Raw genomic sequence first — 24,711 nt, 5'->3', positions numbered from 1 at the left:
ATGAAGCGGCTGGCTGAGGGGAGTTTCGTTCCGGTTGCTGTGGTGGTGCTTGCCATCATCGCCATCTGGTACGCCGGCACGATTATTCTCAACACGCCCTGGCAGCAGAGCGTTTATGCGCGGGCCGATCTTGTCGATGTGCCGCTGACCCAGTTTCTGGCCGATGTTTTCGCCCAGCAGCGCCCGGTGCTGCCGGCCCCGCATCAGGTGGCCGTCGAATTTTACAATTCGGTGTTCAACGCCAATCCCTCCACGCCGCGCAGCCTGATTTTTCACGCCTGGATCACGCTTTCGGCGACCGGGCTGGGGTTCATTTTCGGCACGCTGCTCGGGATCGGGCTGGCGGTGCTGATCGTTCACAACCGGGCGATGGACCGCTCGCTGATGCCGTGGATCATCGCCAGCCAGACCATCCCCATCCTCGCGATTGCGCCCATGGTGGTGGTAGTGCTCAATTCGGTGGGACTGACCGGGCTGATCCCCAAGGCGCTGATTTCGACCTATCTGTCGTTCTTTCCGGTGGTCGTGGGTATGGTCAAGGGCTTTCGCAGCCCCGAAGCCATCCATCTCGATCTGATGCGCACCTATAACGCCTCGGGCAATCAGGTGTTCTGGAAGCTGCGCTGGCCGGCAGCCGTGCCTTATCTTTTCACGTCCATGAAGGTGGGCGTTGCCGCTTCGCTGGTCGGGGCCATCGTCGGCGAATTGCCGACCGGCGCGGCGGGCGGGCTCGGCTCGCGGCTGCTGGCCGGGTCGTATTACGGGCAGACGACGCAGATCTGGGCGGCGCTCCTGATGGCGGCTGCGCTTTCGGCGGCTTTGATCTTTGCCATCGGGGCCATCCAGTCGCTCACCGCCAAAATGATGGGGGCACCCGCATGAATGGCTGGATCATGACGGCGCTGGCGGTCTGGCTGGCCGGGTGGGGGATCAACGAATTTCTGGTGCGGATCAGAACCCGCGAGCGGGCCGCCGCGAGCGCCATAAATATCGCCGTGCCGGTGATTTTCGGCGTTGTGCTTCTGGTGGTCTGGGAAGGGCTGGTGCGGGGCCTGAACGTGCCCGCCGTGCTGCTGCCGCCACCATCGGTGATCTGGGAGCGGCTTTGGGCCTCGATCCCCAACCCGATCTGGCCCGACTTCCAGCAGACATTCCTCAAATCGGTGCTGATCGGTTATGCCATAGGCTGTGGATCGGCGTTCATCGTGGCCGTCGCTATCGACCGCTCGCCCTTCCTCAAGCGCGGGCTGCTGCCGGTGGGCAATTTCGTCTCGGCTCTGCCTCTTGTCGGCATCGCACCGATCATGGTGATGTGGTTCGGGTTCGACTGGCAGTCGAAAGCCGCCGTCGTCGTGGTGATGACGTTCTTTCCCATGCTGGTCAACACCGTGGCGGGGCTCAACGCGACCGGGCAGATCGAAAAGGACCTCATGGCAACCTATGCGGCCAGCTATTGGCAGACACTCGCAAAATTGCGCTTGCCCATGGCATGGCCCTTCATCTTCAATGCGTTAAAGATCAATTCGACGCTGGCGCTTATCGGGGCCATCGTCGCCGAGTTTTTCGGCACTCCAGTCGTGGGGATGGGGTTCCGGATATCCGCGGCCATCGGACGGCTTCAAGTCGATATGGTCTGGGCCGAGATCGCGGTCGCCGCGCTCGCCGGCTCAGTGTTCTATGGGGTGATTGCGCTCATCGAACGCGCCGTTACCTTCTGGCATCCATCCGTTCGTGGGGGACGGTAGAGGCCAGGCAAGACTGCCCGTCCGCCGCGGCAAACGGCAGGCCGGGATCATCATCAACCAAGGGGAACATCATGAAATCTCTCAAAATCGCGGCTCTGGCGGGCGTATTGATGGCTTCGGCCAGTCCGGCCTTCGCCCAGGACCTCTATCCGCTGACCTTCCAGCTCAAATGGGTCAACCAAGGCCAGTTCGCTGGCTACCTCGTGGCCAAGGACCTGGGCTATTACGAAGAGGCCGGTCTCGATGTCACCATCAATCCCGGCGGCCCCGACATTGCCCCCGAACAGGTGATCGCCGGCGGCGGTGCCGATGTCATCACCACATGGATGGCGGCGGGCCTCGCGGCGCGCGAACGCGGCGTGCCGCTTGTCAATATCGCCCAGCCCTTCGCCACAACGGCGCTCGAAATGGTCTGTTCGGAAGAAAGCGGAGTGGAAACCACTGCCGATTTCCCCGGCAAGACGCTGGGCGTGTGGTTCTTCGGCAATGAATATCCGTTCTACGCCTGGATGGCCCAGCTCGGGCTGTCGACCGATGGCGGGGATGACGGGGTCGAAGTGCTGCGGCAGGCGTTTTCGGCCGATCCGTTGCTCCAGAACCAGGCGGACTGTATTTCGGTCATGCGCTACAACGAGTATAAGCAGGTGCTCGATGCGGGCATTCCCGAGGACAGCCTGACGCTGTTCAACTTCGCCGATGAAGGCGTGGGCATGCTCGAAGATGGTCTTTATGTCATGGAAGACCGGCTTGAAGATCCCGAGTTCGTCGAGGCGATGGCGGCATTTGTCGAAGCCTCGATGGCGGGCTGGGAATATGCCGAGGCCAATCCCGAGGAAGCCGCCGAGATCGTTCTCAACAACGACATGTCGGGTGCCCTGACGCTGGAAAGCCAGATCTATCAGGTCAATGAGGCGGCAGCGCTTGTCGGGGACACGCCGGCCCTCGATGTCGAAGCTTACGAGCAGACCGTCGCAACGCTGCTTTCGGCGGTTTCCCCCGACAATCCGGCGATCACCGCGGAGCCCGAAGGCGCCTATACGACGGTTGTCACCGACGCCATCGAATAACGGCGCCTATCGATTCGGACGAAAGAGGCGGAACCTTCCGCCTCTTTTTTTGTTCGCGTGTTGCATTTTGCCTCTCCAAATCGACCCGCAAACACGATAGAGCGGAAACACGGTTGGGGCCGCGCAGGGATGTGGGCGCGCGGTAATCATCAAGAGACATTGCGGATGAAGCGCCCGGGATGGTGGCGCTTCGGCGCATATGAAAATCCAAAACGTTTTGGCTCGCGGCAGGGCCGCGACAGGAGTGATGGACAATGACGATCAAGGCGCTCGTCTGGGGCGAGAATGTTCACGAGCAGAAAAGCGAGGTTGTGGCCGAACTCTATCCGGAGGGCATGCACGCCCAGATCGCCAGATTGCTGGCCGAAGATGCCGGAATTTCGGTCGATACCGTGGTGCTGCAGGACCCCGAGCACGGGCTGACCGACGCCGTTCTGGCCGATACCGACGTGCTGTTGTGGTGGGGCCACGCGGCGCATGGGGATGTCGATGACGCCATCGTCGAGCGTGTGGCAGAACGCGTCTGGGAAGGCATGGGACTGATCCTGTTGCACTCGGCGCATTTTTCCAAAATCTTCAAGCGGCTGATGGGCACGCCCTGCGCGCTCAAATGGCGCGAGGCGGGCGAGCGCGAGCGGCTGTGGGTCGTCAATCCGCGCCATCCCATCGCCGAAGGGCTCGGCGAATATTTCGAACTCGAGAATGAGGAAATGTATGGCGAGCCGTTCTCGGTGCCCGAACCGCTCGAAACCGTGTTCATTTCCTGGTTCCAGGGCGGAGAGGTGTTTCGCTCGGGGCTGACCTATCGGCGCGGGGCGGGCAATATCTTTTACTTCCGGCCCGGGCATGAGACCTATCCCACCTATTACGACGCGACTGTGGGCAAGGTTTTGCGCAACGCGGTCAAGTGGGCGTACAACCCGCAGGGGCCCTATGTGGGTGTTCACGATGCTCCCAACGTGCCGGTGGACAAGGCGCTCGAAAAGATCGAAGAGCGTGGCGGCAAGCTGCACAAGGCGGGTGAGGAAGGCTTCCGTTAGGGCGTTTCCAGGACAAGTGGGCCCACTTGTCCGGTTCGGAAGCGCGACAAAACAAGGACTTGGATCGTTGCGCCGTTTCCGTGAAACGGTGAAATGATCCAGCGGGCTGAAACTCGATCATTTAAATTCTATCGCGGGAGCGCAGCATGCGTCTTGTGATCCTTGGCACGGGCAATATGGCCTCCAGCCATGCGGCGCATTTTGGTGCCATAGACGGCGTTGAAATCGTGGGGGCTGTCGATCTCGATGCCGAGCGCGCCCAGCGCTTTGCCCAGAGCTACGACATCGCCCGCACCTTCACCTCGCTCGACGAAGCGCTCGACTGGGGCCAGTTCGATTCGGTGGCCAATGTCACGCCGGACCGGTTTCACTTCGAGACTTCGATGAAGGCGATAGAAGCGGGCAAGCACGTGTTCTGCGAAAAGCCGCTGGCGACCCATTACGGGCATGCGGAGGGCATGGCCGACGCGGCGGAAGCGGCGGGGCTGGTCAATATGGTCAACCTCACCTACCGCAACGTCGCCGAACTGCAGAAATTCCGCCAGTTGGTTGATGAAGGCGCGATCGGCACGATCAAGCATGTGGAGGCCAGCTATCTGCAAAGCTGGCTGGTCTCGAAAGCCTGGGGCGACTGGCGGACCGATCCCACATGGCTGTGGCGGTTGTCCACCGCGCACGGCTCGAACGGGACACTGGGCGACATCGGCATCCACATTCTCGATTTTGCCGCGTTCGGGATCAATGCGCCGATCACCTCCATGTTCTGCCGGCTGAAAGCCTTCGACAAGGATCCGGATGGGCAGATCGGGGACTATGTGCTCGATGCCAATGACAGCTTCACCATGAGCCTCGAATTCGGTTCGGGCGCCCTCGGCGTGGTGCACGCGACGCGCTGGGCGTCGGGATATCTCAACACGCTCCGCCTGCGGGCCTATGGCGACAAGGGCGGACTTGAGGTGCAGCACGGCATGAACGGGTCCTCGCTGCAGATGTGTGCGGGTGAGGATGCCGAGATCGCTCACTGGCAGGACGTGCCCGTGGAGCCTGTGCCGACCAATTATCACCGCTTTGTCGAGGCCGTGCATTCGGGCGTCAATGGCGATCCGAGCTTCCGCTATGCGGCGGACATGCAAAAGGTACTCGATCTGGGCTTTGTATCGGAGACCAAGCGGCAGGAAATCGTCGTAGGGTAAATTCGCCTCTTCGCCGGGGAAGCACAGAGGAGCGTGGTCACACAGATGCGGCCGCCCCCTTTGTGCATGATGGACAGGCTTTTCGCCTATTCGACGATCGTGATGCGCCCGTCGGTGTAAGGTGTGTATTCGCCACCCTGTGCCGCGATGTAATCGGCCAGGACCTGCTCGAGCGGCGGGCCGAAATCGTAGGGATTGTCGCCTTCGGCAAAGGTGCCGTAGCCGTCGCCGCCGCCACGCATGTAGTTGTTGGTGACGATGGTATAGGTCGCTTCCTCATCGATCGGGACCCATTCCCCGCCTTCATCGACCATCACGTCGCTGATGCGCTCACCGGCCGGATTGGCCAGCGTGTAGGAATATTTCAGCCCGGCGACCTGCGGGAAGCGGCCGGCGCCGTTCTCGATGTCGGACACGCCGTTTTCCAGCGAGTCAATTACATCGGCACCGGAGAGATCCACGGTTGCCAGGGTGTTGGAGAAGGGCAGCACCGTCAGCACCTCACCCATGGTGATTTCGCCGGCATCGATCGAAGAACGCAGGCCGCCGCCGTTCTGGATGGCGATGGTGGCGCCTTCCTCGGACGCGGCGTCGAGGATGGCATCGGCAACCAGGTTGCCCATCGTGCATTCCTGCATGCGGCAGGTTTCGCGCGAGCCGTCGATCGTGTCGGTGGCGGTGCCGATCACCTGGTTCATAAGGTCTGCAATCGGCTCTTCGAGTTCGGCCAGACGGGCAACGTAACCCTCGTCCGGGGTAACCGAAGCATCCATGAGGATCGGGTCGCCCTCGGCCGAAATGACGTTGCCCTCGGCATCCCAGGTCACCACGAGGTCGCCCAGATATTTGCCGTAGGAATAAGCGGTGACGACAGGAACTTCATTGCCGTCCACGCCGTCGATCATTGTCGGGTAGCCGCCAGCGGCGCCTTCGTCGGTGTTGGACAGAAGGGTGTGCGAGTGGCCGCCCACCACGACGTCCACGCCCGGGACGTTCGAAGCGATTTCGAGGTCCTGATTGTAGCCGACATGGGTGAGGGCAATGATCTTGTCGATGCCCTCGGCGGTGAGTGCCTCGGCCTGGGCCGTCAAGCTGTCGATTGTATCTTCGAATTCAACTCCGTCGCCGGGCGAGGAGGTTTCGTCGGTGTCTTCTGCCAGGGCGGAGATGAAGCCGACCTGTTCACCGCCGATCTCCATGATGTGGGTGCCTGGAATACGGCCCGCGAGCAGGGGCTCGTTCTCGACATTGGTGTTGCCCGAGATGATCGGGAAATTGACGGCGTCGAGCAGGGCGGCAAGTTCTTCGGGGCCGTCATCGAATTCATGATTGCCCACGGCCATCAGTTCGATCCCCAGATCGTTCGCGAACTCGGCAATGATCTCGCTGCGATATTGAGTGTAGAACAGAGAACCCTGGAACTGATCGCCTGCATCGAGAAGCACGACGTTCTCGCCCTCGAGTTCGGCTCGCTTGCCGTCGATGGCTGTCTTGAGGCGTGCGATGCCGCCAAAACACTCACCGGCTGCGTCGGTTTCGGCATCGCAATTGGCGTCATAGCCGTCGATCGGGCCGAAACGCGAATGGAAATCGTTGATATGGAGGATGTTGAGCGTGAATTCGCCTTCCTGCGCGCTGACGGGGCCGGTCAGCCCCACGGTCAGCGCCAGCGCGGAGGCGCCGAGCAGCAGATGTTTCATGATCCCTTGTTCCCTTTGTCATCGAGACGCTTACCACGCCTCTATTCCATGCCTTTGCGACGGTCGTGTTACAGCGCCGCCGTTGTGCATATGGGGCGAAAGTCAAACACAGTTGACGGGAGAGGGAAAGCAGAAATTTGACCGGGTGGTCAATTTATGACGGCTTTGTCACATGTTGCCTACCAGCGCAGCAGGGTTCGTCCCAGCACTGCGCCGCACAGTGCAACCAGACCGATCCCCACCGAATACCAGAGCGCAAGAAACAGCATTCCGCTTTCTCCGCAATGGAGCGCATAGACGGAGGCACCCGCGCCGCCCGACGCGAGCCCCGCAGCCAGCCCGGCCAAAGTGGCGTTGGCCGGGGCAAGCCTGCGCATGGACGCCAGCATGATGGCGAGCACAGGCGCCGAAAACGCGACGATCAGGAAGGGGCAGACCAGCGCCGTACCGCCAAGGACCAGGACCGGCCTTACCGCTTCGGGCGCATTGCCCCATTGCCAGAGCCCGCCGGCCAGCGTGAGCACGAACACTCCGCCCACAGCCCAAAGGGCGGGCCATTTGCGCCTGTCGGGGCGGGAGAGCGCCATGGCCGCGGCAAGGCCGAGCAGGCCAAGCACGCTCGTATAGCCGAGCTTGATCCAGAACATGGCGGTGCCCGGTGCCGTCAGGATATCGGCGCGCAGGCCGATCCAGGGCACCATAATGGCCGCAGCGACAATCATCCCTGCCGCAATCGCACCCACGAGCAGCCATTGCAGCGCGCCGCGCCGCGTGGGGCGCAGGTCGCTGACGAGTCGATCGATAAGGTCCTGGCTCATCACCGGTCTCCTGCAAAACGCGCCATGAGGGCCTTGAGCCCGCGATGGATGGCAATCTTTGCCGCACCCTCGCTCATGCCGTGGGCCGACGCGGCTTCGGCGACCGAGGCGCCTTCGACCTTGACCCTGCGGATCAGCGTGGAGGTGCGCTCGGGCAGCGTTTCGAGGACCCTGTCGAGGTCGTGGGCGGCCAGGTCTCCAGCAGGCACGCCGCCGGTCATCTCGTCGTCCAGCGGCACCGTGGGGCGAATGGCGTGACGGCGCAAATGATCGACGAGCTTGTGGTGGGCAAGCGCGTGCAGCCAGGCGGTGAAGGGCCGGGCCGTATCGTAGGTCAGCCGTTTGGCGTGGACGGCCAATAGTGTCTCCTGAACCAGATCCTCGACATTGGCGGCGTGAGCCGGAGCCAGCCGCCGGGCGAAATAGATGCGCAAGTAATGGGTCAACTCGCCGAGAAGCTGCCGATAGGCCGCCCGGTCGCCCTCGAGCGAGAGCAGGACGAGCGCACGCAGTCGCGTTTCGAGTGAATCCATATGCATCAGGTCCCTATTCGTCCCGCGCTGCGCAAACGTTACAGCGGCGCGGTGAAATAATCGAGTTGGGAACACGATTTCGTGAGGGTGTAACCGGGGCTGAAGCACAAACGAATGTTGGCTCGTACCGTAACAGTGAGATGCGGTCGCAACTCCCAGGGAGATTAAAACGATGTTCAACAAAACCATTTTTGCCGCCGCCTTTCTTGCATTGGCCCTGCCTGTCGCCGCAATCGAAGCCCAGGACGCCATGTCTGGAGACGCCATGGCCGGAGACGCTATGGCGGGCGACAGCATGGCCAGTGACTCGATGGCCATGGATTCCATGGCCCCGATGATGTCCGATGAGGACCTTGCGCTTTGCATCGAGCAGGCCCAGGCGATCACTTTTGCTGAAGTGGCCGCAGCCGCTGAACATGCCTGTCAGATGGTTCACAACGGCGAACATATGGACACCGATGCCATGGCGGGCGACGCTATGGCGGGCGATGCTATGGCGCCCCAGCAGTAAGCCTGCTCTAATATCGCTTCGTCCCGCATGGCGGTTGCCGCGGGGCGAAGCATTCCGACAGGGAGAAAAATATGTTCGGAGCCCCCAGCCGGGAAAGAGCCACCAGCCAAATCATCAAGCGCCAGTCGATCTGGACGCGGCTCACCCATTGGGTGTGGGTCATCTGCCTGTTTTTCCTATTGCTCACCGGGCTGCAGATCTTCAACGCGCATCCGAGCCTTTATATCGGACAGCAATCGGGGTTTGAATTTTCGAACTCGATCTTTTCCATGGGCGCCATCCGCAATCCCGACGGATCGATCTCCGGGATCACCACGATCTTCGGGCATCGCTTCGATACCACCGGTGTCTTCGGCTATTCGGGGCCGGAAGGTCAGGAGCGGGTGCGCGGTTTTCCGGCCTGGGCGACCATCCCCTCCTACCAGGATCTGGGGACGGGCCGGGTGGTTCACCTGTTCTTCGGCTGGGTGCTGGTCGGCACCATGTTCGTCTGGTTCGTGGCCAGCCTCATCAACGGGCATTTGCGGCGCGACATCATCCCCACCGGCAGAGACATCAGGTCGCTGCCGTCCGACGTTGCCGCCCACGCGCGCCTTAAATTCCCCCACACGCGGCACTATAACGTGCTGCAAAAGCTCAGCTATGGTGTGGTGCTGCTGATCCTGTTCCCGCTGATTGTGCTGACGGGCCTTTCCATGTCGCCGGGCATGAACGCAGCCTGGCCCTGGCTCATCGAAATTTTCGGCGGGCGGCAGACCGCGCGCACCATTCATTTCATCACGATGGCGCTGCTGGTCGGGTTCTTCATCGTCCACATTGCCATGGTGCTGCTGGCCGGACCGCTCAACACCATGCGCTCGATGATCACCGGCAAATACCGCATCGATCCGGAAACGGAGGAAGGAAAATGAAACGCTTTTCGATACGGCGGCGAAAATTCCTCACCGCGTCGGCGGCCGGGCTTGCCGGCGTGACGCTGGCGGGGTGCGATCAGTTCGATTCCCTTTTGCGGCCCGGCCATCCGGTGCGCGATACGCTGGCCTCTGCCAACGATCTCACCCTTGCCGCCCAGCGGTTGCTTTTGGGCGATGAGGCACTGGCCAAGGAGTTTGCCGAGAGCGAAATCCGCCAGGGCATGCGGCCCAATGGCACGACGGATCCCGAGCAAGCCGATTATGTGGCGCTGCGGGACAATGATTTTGCCGACTATCAACTGGTGGTCGACGGACTTGTCGAAACCCCGCAATCGTATTCGCTCGACCAGTTGCGCAACATGCCGTCGCGCACCCAGATCACCCGCCACGATTGCGTCGAGGGCTGGAGCTGCATTGCCAAATGGACCGGGGTCCCGCTCGCGACGATCCTCGATGAGGTGCGCCCCACGGCCGGTGCACGCTATTGCGTGTTCCACTGCTTCGACAATTATGGAGGCGGGCTCTCGGCGTCACCCTATTACGAGAGCGTCGACCTGATCGACGCGCGCCACCCGCAGACCATCCTTGCCTATGGCATGAACGATGCCGCGCTGCCGGTGCGCAACGGCGCGCCCATCCGGGTGCGGATCGAGCGCCAGCTTGGCTACAAGATGGCCAAATATCTGCGCCGCATCGAACTTGTCGACGATTTCAGCCAGTTGCACCGCGGCAAGGGCAGCTATTGGGCCGACCACGGGTATGATTGGTATGCGGGGATCTGATTGAATCCCCGCATTTGGCGGACTTATTCCGAAGTGGTGCCGGGCACCATCGTCGAACGGTCGGCCGTACCGTTGTTGGGACCGCCACCGCCGGCGGGGGGCTCGCCCATGCCGCCTTCGGGCGGGGCGGGCATGTCGCCGTCTTCGCCGCGACCCGGTCCGCCCATTTCAAAGCCGCCCGATTCCGCGTTCGGGTCCACGCCGATAATCATGGCGACCAGATATTCCTCGGCCAGTTCCTTGATATAGGCGAACGAGGCGCGCGACGCCTGGGTGGCAATGCCGTCATTGGAATTGAGTGTGTCGCGTTCGCGCGAACGGTCGTTGTAGGGTTCGACGTTGAGATAGATGTATTCCGAGAGCGCGTCCGGGAAAAACATCTGTCCGGTCAATATCGTGGCCTGGTCGAGGAAGACCTTGAAGTGGATATGGGTGGTCCGGCCGCTGTACCAGCTCGGGTAGATGGTCTCGAACTCAACGATGCCATTGTCGTCAGCAAACTGGGTGCCGCGCAGGAAGGTCTCCCCGGTCGTGTCCACGCTCCGGTCGTCGCCCTGGTTGGCGTAGCCGGAATAAACACCCGTTGCATCGCAATGCCAGATGTCGACGCGGGCGCCCGGCATGGGCGCGCAGCTCTGATCGACGATCTGGAGGCGTATGCGCGTGGGAATGCCGGCCTTGCCTTCGGTGATGTCGACGCGTTCGAGTTCGGGGTCGAAATAATAGGGCCCTTCGGTCACTTCCGGTGTCAGCACGCAAACATCGGCGCCGGGCATGAGCAGGGCAGAGGCCGAGCCTGCATTGGCCGATTGGGCGAAGGCGGCTTGCGAGACAAGCGCGCCGCCTGCGGCGGTGACGGCGACGAGCGAAAACACTTCGCGGCGGTTGAGTTTGTTCGTTTCAGACATCGTGCTGCCCTTTCCATTTGTGAGGCGCGCACGAGACCCGGAGGTTATTTGGGGGGGGACGGGGCCGGAGCCCGTGCGCCGTCTTTCGATACTACCACGAGACGGCCGGCACCCGTTACAAGTTGGCAAGCTGGATTACGGTTTGGATAACTCGACCAGATAGGGCCTGTCGAAGACGTATTCCTCGAGATTGTCGCCATCACCGCCGCGATCGACGACAAGGAAGTCGCCTTCCTCTTCAAGCGTCGTCAAGACGCCGTGCCAGACATTGCGCCCGATATTGATCCCAACGCCGGGTTCGGTAAGGAACGCCAGCGGCGTGCCGGGGACGCCGTTTTCATCGGGAGCGACGATCACGAGGAAAGGCCGGCGGTGGAGCGGCATGAAGGCCTGCGAACCCAGCGGGTGCCGTTCGACGAGCGTCAGGGCCAGAGGCAGATCATAGGGTTTGCCGCGAAAGATCGAGATCAGCGTGCGTCCGTTCTCTCCACCGATTTCGACATTGGCCAGATCGTGAAAGCGTTCGGTCATGCCGTTGTTGATGGGATAGTGATGGGCATCCTCGGTTGTCAGCACCTGCCCGAACGGAGCGAACGCCGCCTTGGTCAGCGGTTCGGCAATGATGGTTTTCGTCATGGACGGCCCAGCTTCATGTGCCGGTTGACGTCCTTATAGAGCAGGTAGCGGAACGGGCCGGGACCGCCGGCGTAACAGGCCTGCGGGCAGAAGGCGCGCAGCCACATGTAATCGCCGGCTTCCACTTCCACCCAGTCCCGATTGAGCCGATAGACCGCCTTGCCCTCGAGCACGTACAGCCCGTGCTCCATGACATGGGTTTCGGCGAACGGAATGACGGCGCCGGGTTGCAGGGTGACGATATTGACGTGCATGTCGTGGCGCAGATCGGTGGGCTCGACAAAGCGCGTGGTTGCCCATCTGCCCTCGGTTCCGGGCATGGGGATAGGGTCGATTTCCTGATCGGCGGAAACGAATGCGGGCGGGGTGTCGAGCCCTTCGACCTTTTCGTATGCCTTGCGAACCCAGTGGAAACGGGCCGGTTCGGCTCCGGTGCTGCGCAGGGTCCATTCGGTTGCCGGCGGAATATAGGCATAGCCACCCGGCGCCAGCGTGTATGTGGTTCCGGCCAACGACAGCGCGATTTCACCGGCGGTAACGAACAGCACCGCCTGGGCCTGCGGGTCGGGCTCGGGCTTGTCGCTGCCGCCTCCGGGCTCGACCTCCATGATGTACTGGGAAAACGTCTCGGCAAAACCCGAAAGCGGGCGCGAAATCACCCACAGCCGCGTCTTGTCCCAGAAGGGCAGGTAGCTCGTCACGATATCGCGCATCACCCCCCTGGGGATCACCGCATAGGCATCGGTAAACACCGCGCGGTCGCTGAGAAGCTGGGTCTGGGGCGGCAGCCCGCCGGGGGCAGATGCATAAGGGCGATCGGTCATCAAAAAACGCTTTTTCGGTCAATCGGGATGGCCAGACTGACAGCGCCGGGCCCGATTTGGCAATATGGACCAGGAGAGAAACTCGCGCGGCGCTCGGCTTCATCACCACATACGTGTCCCTCGCTGCCCCGGTCCCTGCCACCGCTGGGATAAACTCCAGCCGGTGCTCCCGCCCACACTCCTTGCTGCCCCGGCGAACGCCGGGGCCTATGTGCCTGTCCGCACGCTCCAGAGCATGGGCAAGGCTGCTGGGTCCCGGATCAGTCCGGGACGGCCAGGCATGTTAGGCTACCCTCCCGGCTCCATCACCAGCACCAACCACACCCCCATCGTCATCCTCGGGCTTGACCCGGGGATCTGCAGGACTGCCACCGAATGCGGGAGAAGTGGTGTTCGCTTCTTCTCCCCATAATCAAACCTCTTCAGCGGCTACCCGACGCAGCGGATCCCCGGGTCGAGCCCGAGGATGACGATGGAGAGGGGGAGGTGCCGGCGAGCAAGCCTCACCCTCGCTCGCTTCCCCGGCGAACGCCGGGGCCCATGTGCCTTTCCATTCGCTTGTTAGCATGGGCAAGGCTGCTGGGTCCGGGATCGCGTCCAAGATAGCAATGGGGCTTGGGCCACCTTCCCGGCTCTATCACCACCATTCACCCCACCCCCATCGTCATCCTCGGGCTTGACCCGGGGAGTGAGTGCCGTCCGTAGGCAAATCGCTCCGGTGGAGCGATTTGAGGCGCGAACGCCCGGAGCGCTATGCGCGAGGGCAGCAACGCCCGAGGATGACGCGGGTGAAGGTGGAAACGCTGCGCAAAAAACTTTATCCCCGCTCCCTCAATCTCATGCATTCTCCCCGCACGGTGTCGCCAGAGACGAGGATGCATACGAGCTTCCGGTGAGACCGATCCGGGTTCCATGCGGGTCGCCGCAGGGAAGGCCCAAAGCGGACGGATGGCCGGGCGAGGATGGGAGTCCACGTCGTACTCCCGAAAGGGAGAGGGGCACCGGTGATTTTGGGGGATCCGGGAGGTTGGCAGGAAAAGCATGTCCTCGGACTTGATCCGGGGATGGCCCTTCCGGTTCGACCAACCGACCCACAAAAAGCCAACAAACCCCAGCCCGAGACGCTGCCATAAGCCAAAAACCCCGGATGCGTGGGGCGATGACCGCTTCATATATAAACTAAACCATGCGGAGCGTTCATTGCCCCATGCCGTCTATCCCATCAACCGAGGCCCTTGGCCATCGGAGGTTTTGTCATGCCTTCAACTCGGTCTCCAGTCGCGACATCAGTCCCGCGGCGTTTCGAGCGTAATCGCCGATCCAGCGGTCGTGGATGGACTTGATGGGCAGGGCGTTGAGGTGGTTCCAGCGCTCGCGGCCTTCCTTGCGGGCCACGATCAGCCCTGCGGTCTCGAGCACCTTCATGTGCTGCATCACCGTGCAGCGGTCGATCTGGGGAAACAGCGCGACGAGCTGCCCGGTGGTTTTCGGTTCGTCCTTGAGGGCATCGAGGATCGCCCGGCGTTTCCGGTCGGCCAGGGCCTTGAAAATGGTATCCGAATCATCGTCGCTTGACATGTTATAAATTTATAACATAATGAGCGAAACGCAAGCGGGAGTTGACGATATGGACTTCAAATTCACGGTATCGGGCCGGATCTCAAAGCCGGTCCACGAGGTGTTCGAGGCGGTGGCCGATCCGAAAAAGCTCTCGGGCTATTTCACCACCGGCGGGGCAAAGGGGCGCCTTGAAACCGGCGCGACGGTCACATGGGATTTCCACGATTTTCCCGGCGCGTTTCCGGTCAATGTAGTTGAGGTGGTGCCCGACGAAAAGATCGTTCTCACCTGGGGCGCAGCGCCCGAGGGCGATGAGACCGGCAATTACGACACCACGGTGACCATGGTTTTCGAGCCGCTCGACGGCAACGCACGCACGCTGGTCTCGATCACCGAGGAGGGGTGGAAGCAGACCGAAACGGGGCTGAAATCATCCTATGGCAATTGCGAGGGCTGGACAGGCATGCTCGCTGCCATGAAGGTTTATGTCGAGCATGGCATCAATCTGCGCGAAGGATTTTACAAATAGGAGGTGGCATGGCCAACATCATCGCGCAAACCGAGCATCGCTTTTCTGACCTTTCGGCGGAAGCCGTCTATGCGGCATGGCTCGATCCCGCCGCGGTGCGGGTCTGGATGCAGCGCAATCTTGAGCGTACGGGGAGTTCGGCACGCATTACCGAAATTGCGATCGATTCCAGGGTCGGTGGCAGATACCGGTTCTCTGACATCGATGATGAGGGCCAGGAGAGCCCTGCCTGGGGGTATTATCGCGAACTGGTGCCCGGCCGGCGCATTGTCTTTACCTGGTTTGTCGAGCCCGCCGAGGAGACCGAAGACAATTCGACGGTGACTCTTGAGCTCCGCCCGGATGGAGCAGGATGCGTGGCGACCATGACCCATGAAATGGACGCGCAATGGGCCGATTATATTGAACCGACCGCCAAGGCGTGGAAGGGCATGCTTGAATCGATCGAGGAAACGCAGGGCAAGGAGCGCAAATGACTGACGAAGCACAAATCCGCGCGGTGGTCCGCCAATGGATGGATGCCACCATTGCCGGCGACGCGGCGGCTGTTCTCGATCTCATGGCTGATGATGTGGTTTTCACCGTTGCCGGCGGCGAACCGTTCGGCAAGGAGACTTTTGCCGCCCTCTCCCAGAGTAACAAGACAGGAATGTCCATCGAAGGCACCAACGATATTGTCGAACTCAAGGTGCTTGGCGATTGGGCGTTTACCCGCAACAGGATTTCGCTCGTCGTGCGAACCGATGGCAATCCATCGATGTCGCGTTCGGGTTACACGCTGACCTTGTTCCGCAAGGATGCGGATGGCAAATGGCGTCTGGCGCGCGATGCCAATATGGTCACCGCTGATCAGCCTGCGTAAAGCGCTTCGATCCGCAATTGCGCGATGCGCTCGACTTGGGCGCAGGCGGTGGCGAACTCGGTAGCGCGGTCGTTTTGCAGGCGATTCTTGAAGGCTTCAAGGATCGACGCTTTGGTGTTGTCGCGCACGGCGATGATGAACGGGAAGCCGAACTTTTCAACGTACCGGGTGTTGAGTTCGGTGAAGGTTTCCCGCTCGTCATCAGTCAGCGCATCGAGCCCGGCCGAAGCCTGTTCGGAGGTGGAATCCGCTGTGAGGCGCTTGGCGGCCGCCAGTTTTCCGGCAAGGTCGGGATGGGCGTTCAATATGCCGAGCCGTTCGTCGTCGGACGCCATGCGGAACTGGTTGCGCAGGGCAAAGTGGATGCCGAGCGGGCTGTCGTTGGCCGGTCCGAGTTCGGCCTCCCAGGCGCGCTGGGCGATGAACGGCGAGTGCTCGAATACCCCGCCGAAAATCGCCATGAAGCTCTCGGCATCCATTTGCGAGGGGGCGAGTTGGGGCGGCTGATAGGGGTGGTGATCGGCCCAGTGCCGGGCGATATCGATCCGCTTTGCCACCCAGACCTTGTCGAATCCCTGGATGTAATCGACGAAGCGCTTGAGCCCTTCGAACCGTCCCGGTTGCCCCACGAGACGGCAGTGCAGCCCGATCGACATCATCTTGGGGCTGCCCTCCGCGCCTTCGCGGTAGAGGCAATCGAAGCTGTCTTTCAACGCCTGAAAGAACTCCTCGCCATTGGCAAAGCCCGAGGCGGTGACGAACCGCATATCGTTATTCGCCAGCGTGTAGGGGATGATAAGCTGCGGTTTTGCGTTGTGAACCCGCCAATAGGGAAGGTCGTCGTCATAGGTATCCGAGATATAGGCAAAGCCGCCCTGTTCTGACACCAGATCCACCGTGTTGACCGAACAGCGTCCCGTGTACCAGCCAAGCGGCCGCGAGCCCGTGGCAACAGTGTGCAGGCGCACCGCTTGAGCAATCTGGGCGGCTTCCTCCTGTCGCTCCATGTCCTTGTGCTCGATCCATTTATAGCCGTGGGAGGCGATTTCCCAATCGGCATCGAGCATGGCCTGGACCTGCTGTGGCGCGCGCATCAGCGCTGTGGCGACGCCATAGACGGTGACCGGAAGGCGGGCCTGGGTAAAGAGCCTGTGCAGCCGCCAGAAGCCGGCGCGGGCGCCGTATTCGTACATGGATTCGATGTTCCAGTGCCGGGCGCCGGGCCAGGGCGCCGCGCCCACCACGTCCGAGAGAAAGGCCTCGGACGCCTGGTCGCCATGCAGCACGTTGTTTTCGCCACCCTCCTCGTAATTGAGGACGAACTGGATCGCGATATTGGCACCGCCGGGCCAATTGGCATGGGGTGGGTTGGGGCCGTAACCGGCCAGATCGCGGGGGTAACGCATTGCGCACTCCGGGCAGGCAGACAAAACAGGAGCTTACCTTAGACACAAATTTTTGGACCATGTGGTAAAAAATTCTGCCCCCGCCCCCTTTCGCGGGGCAATTTTTGGGTTGATAGTCGGGGAAAATCCAATGGCGCTTGGAGCAGGCATGACCACAACCGGACGGCTGACGACCCACGTTCTCGATACCGCGAACGGGACCCCCGCAAGGGGCATGACCATCGATCTCTACAGGATGAACGACGGTGGGGCCGTATTGGAAAAGTCATTGGTTACCAATGATGACGGGCGGTGCGACGGCGCGTTGCTGGCGGGGGAAGGATTTGCGGAAGGGGCGTACCGGCTGGACTTCCACGTTGGGGAATATTTCAGCAAAATCAATGGCAAAGCGGTGGAGTTTCTCGACGTTGTTTCCGTTGATTTCCGGGTGAGCGACAGTGGGGCGCACTATCATGTGCCACTGCTGGTTTCGCCCTTCGGCTATTCGACCTATCGCGGGAGCTGAGTTTGGAACCGCGCACCGCTATCCGCTTCTATCTCAACGATAATCTGATCGAACTGGACACGCTTGAGCCGGATCGGACGCTGCTCGATTTCCTGCGGCTGGACCGTGTTCTGCGCGGCACCAAGGAGGGCTGCGCGGAAGGGGATTGCGGGGCATGCACTGTCATTGTTGGCCGTATAAGTGGTGGAGTTGTGCGATATTTGCCCGCAAATGCGTGCATAATTCTGGTTTCGATGCTGGATGGCGCGCATGTGGTGACCGTCGAGCATTTGAAAGGCCCCGATGGCGGCCTGCATCCGGTGCAGCAGGCCATGGTCGATTACCATGGCAGCCAGTGCGGGTTCTGCACGCCGGGGTTCGTGATGAGCCTTTACGGGTTGTGGCTCGCCAATCCCAATCCATCCGTTCCCGAGATCGAAAAAGCGTTGCAGGGCAATCTGTGCCGTTGCACGGGCTATGCCCCGATTGTGCGCGCGGCGCAGGCGGTGTCCAATTACGGGTCGGTTCTCGAAGACGCCCTCAACAGGGAGCGTGAGGAGATCGTTGCGAAGTTGACGGCGCTCAGGGACGGGCGGCTTGTGGTCGTCGAGGGCGCGCGGGGCAAGACGATCATTCCTGCCGATGTCGATGGTCTTGCTGCGGTGCTGACAGAGATGCCCGAGGCAACGATTGTCGCCGGCGCGACAGATGTGGGGCTGTGGGTCACAAAGTTTATGCGCGACATCGCCCCGGTGGTGATCGTGGGGCATCTGATGGGCGAGATTTCCGTCGAGGACGGACGGATCGTCTTCGGGGCCGGAGTGAGCTACGCCAAGGCGTTCGAGACCATTGCCACCCATATCCCGCAGATGGTCGAGATGTTCGACCGGATCGGCGGGGCGCAGGTGCGCGCCATGGGAACCATCGGCGGCAATATCGCCAATGGCTCGCCGATCGGCGATACCCCGCCGCCGCTGATCGCGCTGGGGGCCGAAATCACCCTGCGCAAGGGTGATCGCCGCCGTGTGGTAAAGCTCGAGGATTTCTTCATCGCCTATGGCAGGCAGGACCGGAAAAAGGGCGAGTTCGTCGAAGCCGTCTCGGTGCCTCAGCCGGGTGCCGATGAAATTTTCGGCGTGCACAAGGTCACCAAGCGGCGCGACGAGGATATCACGGCAACGCTCGGGGCATTTCGCGTCAAGATTGCAGGTGGCGTGGTGGCCGAGGCTACCATCGCTTATGGCGGCATGGCCGCGACACCAAAGCGGGCGAGAGCCGTTGAAGCTGCCTTGATCGGCAAGGCCTGGACGCTCGACACGGTCGAGGCGGCGCTGGGCAAGTTCGAAGAGGATTTCCAGCCTCTGACCGATTGGCGGGCCGGCGCCGACTACCGAATGCTGGCGGCGAAAAATCTTCTCAAGCGGTTCTACTTCGAATCCGTCGAAGGGCCGAGCCATATCGTTCGGCACGAGGTGGCGTGATGACAGCGCTGGACAACAAACCGGCCATTCGCGGCGGCGTGCATGTACCTCAAAAACATGATTCCGGGCACAAGCATGTGTCGGGGACGGCGGAATATATCGACGACATGCTCGAACCCGCCGGCACGCTGCATGCGTATCTTGGCCTTTCCACAAGCGCGCACGGAGAAATCGTTTCGCTGGACCTTGAGGCCGTGCGGCGGGCGCCGGGAGTTTTGGGGGTTCTGACCGCCGAGGACGTGCCCGGGCACAACGATATTTCGCAGCCCGGTAAGCATGACGAGCCGATCTTTGCCGAAACGCGGGTGGAGTTTTATGGCCAGCCGCTGTTCGCGGTGATCGCGACGACGCGCGAAGCGGCGCGGCGGGCGGCGAAACTGGCGCAGGTGAGCTATACCGAATTGCCCTTCGCGCTCGATGTCGGCGCGGCGCGGGCGGCGGGCGGAGCGCTGGTGACGCCGGGCATGAAGCTCGAACGCGGCGATGTCGCGGCGGGCATGGCGGCTGCCAGAAACCGGGTTATAGGCACCATGGAAATGGGCGGACAGGACCATTTCTATCTCGAAGGCCATATCGCTTTGGCGATCCCTGGTGAGGATGACGAGGTGACCGTTCATTCCTCGACCCAGCACCCGAGTGAGGTCCAGCACATGGTGGGCCACGCCCTGGGCGTGCCGTCCAACGCGGTCAATGTCGTGGTGCGGCGCATGGGCGGCGGGTTCGGGGGCAAGGAAACCCAGAGCAATCTGTTTGCCGCGGTGGCGGCCATAGCAGCCAAGAAATTGGGCCGCGCGGTCAAGATCCGGCCCGATCGGGACGACGATATGATCGCCACCGGCAAGCGGCACGATTTCGTGGTCGATTATGAAGTCGGCTATGACGATGAGGGTCGGATCGAGGCGGTCGATGCGGTGTTTGCGGCGCGCTGCGGGTTTTCGGCGGACCTGTCCGGACCGGTGACCGACCGGGCGCTGTTTCATGCCGACAATGCCTATTTCTATCCCAATGTGCGGCTGGTCAGCCAACCGCTCAAGACCAACACGGTCTCCAACACGGCGTTTCGCGGGTTCGGCGGGCCGCAGGGCATGGTGGGTTGCGAGCGCTGGATCGAGGACATCGCCTACGCCCTGGGCAAGGACCCGCTCGATATCCGCAAGGCCAATTTCTATGGCGACACCGACCGCAATCTCACGCCCTATCATCAGACGGTCACCGACAACATCATCGGACGGGTGGTCGATGAGCTCGAGGCGAGTTCGGACTATCGCCGGCGGCGCCAAGAGATCATCGCCTTCAACAGGACGTCGAGGGTCCTCAAGCGCGGCATCGCGCTGACGCCGGTCAAGTTCGGGATCAGCTTTACCATGACGGCCTTCAATCAGGCCGGGGCGCTGGTGCATGTCTATCGCGACGGCTCGGTGCATCTCAACCATGGCGGCACCGAGATGGGGCAGGGGCTTTACGTCAAGGTGGCGCAGGTTCTTGCCGATTGCTTCCAGATCGATCTCGACAAGGTCAAGATCACGGCAACGACGACCGGCAAGGTACCCAACACCTCGGCGACGGCGGCGTCTTCGGGATCTGACCTTAACGGCATGGCTGCGGCCAATGCCGCAGAGCAGATCAAGGACCGGCTTGTCCGGTTCGCGATGGACAAGTTCAACGTGCCCGAGGACGCCGTCTCGTTCGAGCCCAATTGCGTGATGGTTGGCAATCAGCGCTACGATTGGGCCGATTTCATCGATCGGGCCTATCTGGCGCGGGTACAGCTTTCGGCGGCGGGGTTTTACAAGACGCCGGACATTCACTGGGACCGTGCCGCGGGCAAGGGCCAGCCATTCTATTATTTCGCATACGGCGCTGCGTGTTCGGAAGTGGTGGTCGACAGCCTCACCGGTGAATACATGGTCGAGCGGGTCGATGTGCTCCATGACGTCGGCAAATCGCTCAACCCGGCAATCGATATCGGGCAGATCGAGGGCGGGTTCATCCAGGGCATGGGGTGGCTGACCACTGAGGAATTGTGGTGGGACGACAAGGGGCAATTGCGCACCCATGCGCCCTCCACCTACAAGATTCCCGTCGTTTCCGACGTACCCAAGATTTTCGACGTGAAACTGGCCGAGTGGTCGGCCAACACGGCCCCAACCATCCGCCGCTCCAAAGCCGTGGGCGAACCGCCCTTCATGCTGGCGCTATCGGTGTTCGAGGCGCTTTCGATGGCGGCGGCGAGCGTGGCCGACTACAAGATTGCGCCGCGCATGGACGCTCCGGCCACACCCGAACGGGTGCTGATGACCATCGAACGGCTCAGGCGCGAGGCGGCGGTGCGGTGAGCGTCACTCCGCACCATCTGCGCGATTTTCTCGACCGCCACAGGCAAGCCGTCCTGGTCGAGGTGACCGAAGCGAAAGGATCGACACCGCGCGAGGCTGGAGCGTGGATGGTGGTATCGCCAGACGATGAAATCGGCACCATCGGGGGCGGGCAACTCGAGTTTCTGGCTATCGCAAGGGCCCGCGAGGCGTTGGCTTCGGGCGAAGCTGTAGCGGCTCTCGATATTCCGTTGGGTCCGGAGATCGGCCAATGCTGCGGCGGACGGGTAGCAATCGGCATGCGGGCGGTGGATGCCGATGTGGCCCAGGATGTGCGGGTCCGGGCCGAAAAAGCCTATATGGCGCGGCCCCATGTCTATGTGTTCGGGGCCGGACATGTGGGCAATGCGCTGGGGCAGGCATTGTCGCTTTTACCGCTGCGCACGCTGGTCGTGGACAATCGCGCCGCCGAAATCGCCAAGGTACCGCAGGGGGTGGAAGCGCGGCATGTTCCGGTGGCTGAAGCACTGGTGCGCGAAGCACCGAAGGGATCGTGCTTTGTGGTTCTCACCCACGATCACGGGCTCGATTTTCTCATCGCATCCGAAGCGCTGATGCGTGAAGATGCCGCTTATGTGGGGATGATCGGGTCGAAAACCAAAAAGGCCACATTCAAAAGCTGGCTTTCCGACATGGGGCTGGATACGGGGATGGTCGGACGGTTGGCCATGCCGATTGGCGGGGCCGATGTTCACGACAAGCGGCCCGAAGTGATCGCTGCGCTGACGGCGGCAGAGATCCTACGGGCCCTGGCCGGACGGGGTTTAGAGTTGGGGCAAACTTAAATGACTGATTTCACGCTGTTTTGGGAATGGATGGCGTTTGCCGTGCGCTGGACCCATGTGATCGTGGGGATCGCGTGGATCGGCTCATCGTTCTATTTCATCGCGCTCGATCTGGGGTTGCGCAAGCATGCCGATCTGCCCGCCGGCGTGCAGGGCGAAGAGTGGCAGGTGCATGGGGGCGGGTTCTACCACATCAACAAATATATGGTGGCGCCGCCTAACCTGCCCGAGCATCTGGTCTGGTTCAAATGGGAGAGCTATTCGACCTGGCTGACCGGGTTTGCCATGCTCATCATCGTTTATTATGCCGGCGCCGACCTGTTCCTGATCGACCGCACCGTATTCGATGTCGATGCCCCTGTGGCGATTGCCATTTCGCTTGCCTCGCTGGCGTTGGGGTGGGTCCTCTACGATCTGCTCTGCAAGTCACCGCTGGGCAAGAGCCAGAACGGGCTGATGATCGTTTTGTTTGCGATCCTTCTGGCCATGTCGTGGGGCTATATGCAGGTGTTTACCGGCCGCGCCGCATTCCTGCATATGGGAGCGTTCACGGCGACGATCATGTCGGCGAACGTCTTTTTCATCATCATTCCCAATCAAAAGAAAATCGTCGCTTCCATGAAGGCTGGCGAAGCGCCCGATCCTGCGCTGGGTGCGCAGAGCAAACAGCGCAGCGTGCACAACAATTACCTGACCCTGCCGGTGCTGTTTTTCATGCTGTCGAACCATTATCCACTGGCGTTCGCGACCGAATACAGCTGGGCGATTGCAGGGCTGATCTTTCTGATCGGGGTTCTGATCCGGCATTTCTTCAACACAATGCATTCGACGGGGCGTCGGGAGTACTGGACGTTCGCGCTGGCGCTTGTGCTGTTTATCGGCATCGTCTGGCTTTCGAGCTATCCCAAAACGCAGGCCGAAGCCGAAGAGGCCGCGCTGGGGGCGACGGCCCAGACATTCCTTGAGGATGCCCATTTCCAGCAGGCGTCCCAGATCGTTCTTGGCCGCTGCTCGATGTGCCATGCCGCCGAGCCGGCCTATGAGGGCGTGCATATGGCGCCCAAGGATGTGCGGCTCGATACGCCCGAGTTGATCGCCGAGCACGCGCGGGAAATCTATATCCAGTCCGCCCGCAGCCATGCCATGCCGCCGGGCAATGTGTCGTTCATGACCGATGAGGAGCGGCAGATGCTGACCGTCTGGTACCAATCGGTGACCGGGGAGCGCAGCCTGTGACTGCAAGGATTTTGCGCGGGCGTATCCTGACGTTCATTTCCGAGCCGTCGGGACCGGACGATCATCAAAGCTATCGCTATATCGAGGATGGGGCGGTGGTTGTCGATCAGGGCAGGATCGTTTCGGTCGGGGAGTGGAACGAGGGGCTCAGGGTCGTCGCGCCCAAGGCCGAGGTCATCGATCACCGGCCCAATCTGATTATGCCGGGCTTTATCGATACCCATATTCACTATCCGCAGATGCAGGTGATCGGCTCGTATGCCAAGGACCTGCTGGAGTGGCTCAATACCTATACGTTCGTCGAAGAGCAGCGCTTTGCCGATGCGGACCATGCGGCGCGGATCGCCTCGCTGTTCTGCGACGAACTGGTGCGCTACGGAACCACAACGGCGGCGGTCTATTGCTCGGTGCATCCGCAATCGGTCGATGCCTTTTTCACCGAGGCAAACAAGCGCGACATGCGCATGGTCGCCGGCAAGGTGATGATGGACCGCAACGCGCCCGAGGGGCTGCTCGATACGCCACAGCGTGGCTATGACGAGAGCAAGGCGTTGCTGGAGAAGTGGGACGGGGTGGGGCGGCTCCATTATGCGATCACGCCGCGCTTCGCGCTGACCTCCACCCATGCGCAGATGGAAATGACCCAGGACCTCGTTCGCGAATTTCCCGATGCCTATGTCCAGACGCATGTGAATGAAAGCCTGGGGGAAATCGAATTCGTCAGGGAGCTGTTTCCCAATTTGCCCGACTATGTCGGCGTTTATGAGCATTACGGGCTGCTGGGGCCGAGGACATTGCTCGGCCATTGCATCCATATGACCGATCGGGAAATCGCCGCGCTTTCTGAAACCGGATCGGTGGCGGTGTTCTGCCCGACCTCGAATTTGTTCATCGGTTCGGGCCTGTTCGATCGCGAGAGGCTGATGGCGTCCAATGTGCGGATCGGGGTGGCGACCGATGTGGGCGGAGGGACATCCTATGCGATGTTGCGCACGCTCGACGAGGGCTACAAGGTGCTGCAATTGCGCGGCCAGCGCCTTTCGCCGCTCGAGAGCTTTTTCATGATGACGCTGGGCAATGCGCGGGCTTTGTCGCTCGAGCATACCATCGGTAGCCTGGAGCCGGGCGCCGATGCCGATATGGTGGTGCTCGATGCCCGAGCCTTGCCGCATATGGCACTCAAGATGGAGCAGGTGGACCATCTGTCCGAAGAGCTGTTTCTGCTCCAGACATGCGGGGACGACCGGGTGGTTGCAGAGACCTATGTGGCGGGCGAGGCGGCCAAGCGCGCTTTGGGTTGATTTCCACATCGTGGAAGGGTT

Annotated in this window: 25 protein-coding genes; 17 read left to right on the top strand and 8 right to left on the bottom strand. The window is 61.5% G+C overall.

Annotated elements, in window-relative coordinates; all coding sequences use genetic code 11:
- From KKY_RS10965 to KKY_RS10945, 5 genes are all read left to right on the top strand, one after another.
- The gene (locus tag KKY_RS10965; RefSeq protein WP_014131416.1) at positions 1 to 882 is read left to right on the top strand and encodes an ABC transporter permease; all 882 of its coding nucleotides are present in this window, start codon (positions 1 to 3) and stop codon (positions 880 to 882) included.
- Complete coding sequence (locus tag KKY_RS10960; protein ID WP_014131415.1) at positions 879 to 1,745, top strand: ABC transporter permease; 867 nt, start codon at positions 879 to 881, stop codon at positions 1,743 to 1,745. The genes KKY_RS10965 and KKY_RS10960 overlap by 4 nt, the downstream gene beginning before the upstream one ends.
- 71 nt (positions 1,746 to 1,816) lie before the next feature.
- A complete protein-coding gene (locus KKY_RS10955) occupies positions 1,817 to 2,812 on the top strand; it encodes an ABC transporter substrate-binding protein (protein ID WP_014131414.1) in 996 nt (331 codons plus the stop codon).
- Between the two features lie 254 nt (positions 2,813 to 3,066).
- Positions 3,067 to 3,852 carry a ThuA domain-containing protein gene (locus tag KKY_RS10950; protein WP_014131413.1) on the top strand — a complete coding sequence of 262 codons (786 nt, stop codon included), beginning with the start codon at positions 3,067 to 3,069 and terminating at the stop codon, positions 3,850 to 3,852.
- A 146-nt stretch (positions 3,853 to 3,998) separates the two neighbouring features.
- Positions 3,999 to 5,045, top strand: a complete 1,047-nt coding sequence (locus KKY_RS10945; RefSeq protein WP_014131412.1) for a Gfo/Idh/MocA family protein — start codon at positions 3,999 to 4,001, stop codon at positions 5,043 to 5,045.
- Positions 5,046 to 5,131: 86 nt separating this feature from the next.
- Here the strand turns inward: KKY_RS10945 and KKY_RS10940 are convergent, their stop codons facing one another.
- From KKY_RS10940 to KKY_RS10930, 3 genes are all read right to left on the bottom strand, one after another.
- Positions 5,132 to 6,745 (bottom strand): bifunctional metallophosphatase/5'-nucleotidase, encoded by a 1,614-nt coding sequence (locus KKY_RS10940; RefSeq protein ID WP_014131411.1) that lies wholly within the window; start codon positions 6,743 to 6,745, stop codon positions 5,132 to 5,134.
- Positions 6,746 to 6,924: 179 nt separating this feature from the next.
- Positions 6,925 to 7,563: an NrsF family protein gene (locus KKY_RS10935; protein WP_014131409.1), complete on the bottom strand. Its 639-nt coding sequence runs from the start codon at positions 7,561 to 7,563 to the stop codon at positions 6,925 to 6,927.
- Positions 7,563 to 8,096 (bottom strand): sigma-70 family RNA polymerase sigma factor, encoded by a 534-nt coding sequence (locus KKY_RS10930; protein ID WP_014131408.1) that lies wholly within the window; start codon positions 8,094 to 8,096, stop codon positions 7,563 to 7,565. Before KKY_RS10930 ends, KKY_RS10935 begins: the two co-directional genes overlap by 1 nt.
- Before the next feature lie 172 nt (positions 8,097 to 8,268).
- On the opposite strand from KKY_RS10930, the gene KKY_RS20710 reads away from it, so the two are divergent.
- The 3 genes from KKY_RS20710 to KKY_RS10915 all read left to right on the top strand — a co-directional run bounded on the left by KKY_RS20710 (position 8,269) and on the right by KKY_RS10915 (position 10,303).
- Positions 8,269 to 8,607, top strand: coding sequence for a hypothetical protein (locus tag KKY_RS20710; RefSeq protein ID WP_014131407.1), 339 nt, complete (start codon positions 8,269 to 8,271; stop codon positions 8,605 to 8,607).
- Between the two features lie 71 nt (positions 8,608 to 8,678).
- Positions 8,679 to 9,518: a cytochrome b/b6 domain-containing protein gene (locus tag KKY_RS10920; protein ID WP_014131406.1), complete on the top strand. Its 840-nt coding sequence runs from the start codon at positions 8,679 to 8,681 to the stop codon at positions 9,516 to 9,518.
- Entirely contained in the window at positions 9,515 to 10,303 is a 789-nt protein-coding gene (locus KKY_RS10915; RefSeq protein ID WP_014131405.1) for a molybdopterin-binding protein, read from the top strand. The genes KKY_RS10920 and KKY_RS10915 overlap by 4 nt, the downstream gene beginning before the upstream one ends.
- A gap of 23 nt (positions 10,304 to 10,326) precedes the next feature.
- Here the strand turns inward: KKY_RS10915 and KKY_RS10910 are convergent, their stop codons facing one another.
- The 4 genes from KKY_RS10910 to KKY_RS10895 form a co-directional block, all read right to left on the bottom strand.
- Positions 10,327 to 11,211 (bottom strand): intradiol ring-cleavage dioxygenase, encoded by an 885-nt coding sequence (locus KKY_RS10910; protein WP_014131404.1) that lies wholly within the window; start codon positions 11,209 to 11,211, stop codon positions 10,327 to 10,329.
- A gap of 135 nt (positions 11,212 to 11,346) precedes the next feature.
- Positions 11,347 to 11,847 carry an ureidoglycolate lyase gene (locus KKY_RS10905; RefSeq protein WP_014131403.1) on the bottom strand — a complete coding sequence of 167 codons (501 nt, stop codon included), beginning with the start codon at positions 11,845 to 11,847 and terminating at the stop codon, positions 11,347 to 11,349.
- Positions 11,844 to 12,671 (bottom strand): bifunctional allantoicase/(S)-ureidoglycine aminohydrolase, encoded by an 828-nt coding sequence (locus KKY_RS10900; protein WP_014131402.1) that lies wholly within the window; start codon positions 12,669 to 12,671, stop codon positions 11,844 to 11,846. The genes KKY_RS10905 and KKY_RS10900 overlap by 4 nt, the downstream gene beginning before the upstream one ends.
- A 1,254-nt stretch (positions 12,672 to 13,925) precedes the next feature.
- The gene (locus KKY_RS10895; protein ID WP_014131401.1) at positions 13,926 to 14,249 is read right to left on the bottom strand and encodes an ArsR/SmtB family transcription factor; all 324 of its coding nucleotides are present in this window, start codon (positions 14,247 to 14,249) and stop codon (positions 13,926 to 13,928) included.
- A gap of 49 nt (positions 14,250 to 14,298) precedes the next feature.
- On the opposite strand from KKY_RS10895, the gene KKY_RS10890 reads away from it, so the two are divergent.
- Genes KKY_RS10890 through KKY_RS10880 form a run of 3 tightly spaced genes read left to right on the top strand, consistent with a single transcriptional unit; the run spans position 14,299 to position 15,622 of the window.
- On the top strand, positions 14,299 to 14,760 hold the full coding sequence (locus KKY_RS10890; protein WP_014131400.1) for an SRPBCC family protein: 462 nt from the start codon (positions 14,299 to 14,301) through the stop codon (positions 14,758 to 14,760).
- 8 nt (positions 14,761 to 14,768) lie between these two features.
- A complete protein-coding gene (locus KKY_RS10885) occupies positions 14,769 to 15,236 on the top strand; it encodes an SRPBCC family protein (RefSeq protein ID WP_014131399.1) in 468 nt (155 codons plus the stop codon).
- Positions 15,233 to 15,622 carry a YybH family protein gene (locus KKY_RS10880; RefSeq protein WP_014131398.1) on the top strand — a complete coding sequence of 130 codons (390 nt, stop codon included), beginning with the start codon at positions 15,233 to 15,235 and terminating at the stop codon, positions 15,620 to 15,622. Before KKY_RS10885 ends, KKY_RS10880 begins: the two co-directional genes overlap by 4 nt.
- Here KKY_RS10880 and puuE read toward each other — a convergent pair.
- Positions 15,610 to 17,028, bottom strand: coding sequence for an allantoinase PuuE (puuE, locus tag KKY_RS10875; RefSeq protein WP_014131397.1), 1,419 nt, complete (start codon positions 17,026 to 17,028; stop codon positions 15,610 to 15,612). The genes KKY_RS10880 and puuE overlap by 13 nt on opposite strands.
- A 130-nt stretch (positions 17,029 to 17,158) precedes the next feature.
- On the opposite strand from puuE, the gene uraH reads away from it, so the two are divergent.
- The 6 genes from uraH to guaD are packed head-to-tail and all read left to right on the top strand — an operon-like array spanning position 17,159 to position 24,690.
- Positions 17,159 to 17,533 carry a hydroxyisourate hydrolase gene (uraH, locus tag KKY_RS10870; RefSeq protein ID WP_014131396.1) on the top strand — a complete coding sequence of 125 codons (375 nt, stop codon included), beginning with the start codon at positions 17,159 to 17,161 and terminating at the stop codon, positions 17,531 to 17,533.
- Entirely contained in the window at positions 17,530 to 18,993 is a 1,464-nt protein-coding gene (xdhA, locus tag KKY_RS10865; protein ID WP_041528713.1) for a xanthine dehydrogenase small subunit, read from the top strand. The genes uraH and xdhA overlap by 4 nt, the downstream gene beginning before the upstream one ends.
- The gene (gene xdhB, locus KKY_RS10860; RefSeq protein ID WP_014131394.1) at positions 18,993 to 21,329 is read left to right on the top strand and encodes a xanthine dehydrogenase molybdopterin binding subunit; all 2,337 of its coding nucleotides are present in this window, start codon (positions 18,993 to 18,995) and stop codon (positions 21,327 to 21,329) included. Before xdhA ends, xdhB begins: the two co-directional genes overlap by 1 nt.
- On the top strand, positions 21,326 to 22,153 hold the full coding sequence (gene xdhC, locus KKY_RS10855) for a xanthine dehydrogenase accessory protein XdhC (protein WP_014131393.1): 828 nt from the start codon (positions 21,326 to 21,328) through the stop codon (positions 22,151 to 22,153). Before xdhB ends, xdhC begins: the two co-directional genes overlap by 4 nt.
- Positions 22,154 to 23,389, top strand: coding sequence for a urate hydroxylase PuuD (locus KKY_RS10850; RefSeq protein WP_014131392.1), 1,236 nt, complete (start codon positions 22,154 to 22,156; stop codon positions 23,387 to 23,389).
- Positions 23,386 to 24,690, top strand: a complete 1,305-nt coding sequence (gene guaD, locus KKY_RS10845) for a guanine deaminase (protein ID WP_014131391.1) — start codon at positions 23,386 to 23,388, stop codon at positions 24,688 to 24,690. The genes KKY_RS10850 and guaD overlap by 4 nt, the downstream gene beginning before the upstream one ends.
- Positions 24,691 to 24,711 lie beyond the last annotated feature (21 nt).

The organism is Pelagibacterium halotolerans B2 (assembly GCF_000230555.1).
GTDB classification, from domain to species: Bacteria; Pseudomonadota; Alphaproteobacteria; order Rhizobiales; family Devosiaceae; genus Pelagibacterium; species Pelagibacterium halotolerans.
Note: the sequence above shows the minus strand (reverse complement) of the source record. Positions and strands in the feature narration are given on the sequence as shown.

Bases quoted from the DNA above. Each gene is read 5' to 3' on its own strand.
- KKY_RS10945 (WP_014131412.1), top strand. From the start codon at position 3,999: ATGCGTCTTGTGATCCTTGGCACGGGCAATATGGCCTCCAGCCATGCG.
- KKY_RS10915 (WP_014131405.1), top strand. From the start codon at position 9,515: ATGAAACGCTTTTCGATACGGCGGCGAAAATTCCTCACCGCGTCGGCG.
- KKY_RS20710 (WP_014131407.1), top strand. From the start codon at position 8,269: ATGTTCAACAAAACCATTTTTGCCGCCGCCTTTCTTGCATTGGCCCTG.
- KKY_RS10905 (WP_014131403.1), bottom strand. From the start codon at position 11,847: ATGACGAAAACCATCATTGCCGAACCGCTGACCAAGGCGGCGTTCGCT.
- xdhB (WP_014131394.1), top strand. From the start codon at position 18,993: ATGACAGCGCTGGACAACAAACCGGCCATTCGCGGCGGCGTGCATGTA.
- KKY_RS10895 (WP_014131401.1), bottom strand. From the start codon at position 14,249: ATGTCAAGCGACGATGATTCGGATACCATTTTCAAGGCCCTGGCCGAC.
- KKY_RS10900 (WP_014131402.1), bottom strand. From the start codon at position 12,671: ATGACCGATCGCCCTTATGCATCTGCCCCCGGCGGGCTGCCGCCCCAG.
- KKY_RS10960 (WP_014131415.1), top strand. From the start codon at position 879: ATGAATGGCTGGATCATGACGGCGCTGGCGGTCTGGCTGGCCGGGTGG.
- KKY_RS10955 (WP_014131414.1), top strand. From the start codon at position 1,817: ATGAAATCTCTCAAAATCGCGGCTCTGGCGGGCGTATTGATGGCTTCG.
- KKY_RS10880 (WP_014131398.1), top strand. From the start codon at position 15,233: ATGACTGACGAAGCACAAATCCGCGCGGTGGTCCGCCAATGGATGGAT.
- KKY_RS10940 (WP_014131411.1), bottom strand. From the start codon at position 6,745: ATGAAACATCTGCTGCTCGGCGCCTCCGCGCTGGCGCTGACCGTGGGG.
- KKY_RS10965 (WP_014131416.1), top strand. From the start codon at position 1: ATGAAGCGGCTGGCTGAGGGGAGTTTCGTTCCGGTTGCTGTGGTGGTG.
- KKY_RS10930 (WP_014131408.1), bottom strand. From the start codon at position 8,096: ATGGATTCACTCGAAACGCGACTGCGTGCGCTCGTCCTGCTCTCGCTC.
- uraH (WP_014131396.1), top strand. From the start codon at position 17,159: ATGGCGCTTGGAGCAGGCATGACCACAACCGGACGGCTGACGACCCAC.
- puuE (WP_014131397.1), bottom strand. From the start codon at position 17,028: ATGCGTTACCCCCGCGATCTGGCCGGTTACGGCCCCAACCCACCCCAT.
- KKY_RS10890 (WP_014131400.1), top strand. From the start codon at position 14,299: ATGGACTTCAAATTCACGGTATCGGGCCGGATCTCAAAGCCGGTCCAC.
- KKY_RS10920 (WP_014131406.1), top strand. From the start codon at position 8,679: ATGTTCGGAGCCCCCAGCCGGGAAAGAGCCACCAGCCAAATCATCAAG.
- KKY_RS10850 (WP_014131392.1), top strand. From the start codon at position 22,154: ATGACTGATTTCACGCTGTTTTGGGAATGGATGGCGTTTGCCGTGCGC.
- KKY_RS10885 (WP_014131399.1), top strand. From the start codon at position 14,769: ATGGCCAACATCATCGCGCAAACCGAGCATCGCTTTTCTGACCTTTCG.
- KKY_RS10935 (WP_014131409.1), bottom strand. From the start codon at position 7,563: ATGAGCCAGGACCTTATCGATCGACTCGTCAGCGACCTGCGCCCCACG.
- KKY_RS10950 (WP_014131413.1), top strand. From the start codon at position 3,067: ATGACGATCAAGGCGCTCGTCTGGGGCGAGAATGTTCACGAGCAGAAA.
- KKY_RS10910 (WP_014131404.1), bottom strand. From the start codon at position 11,211: ATGTCTGAAACGAACAAACTCAACCGCCGCGAAGTGTTTTCGCTCGTC.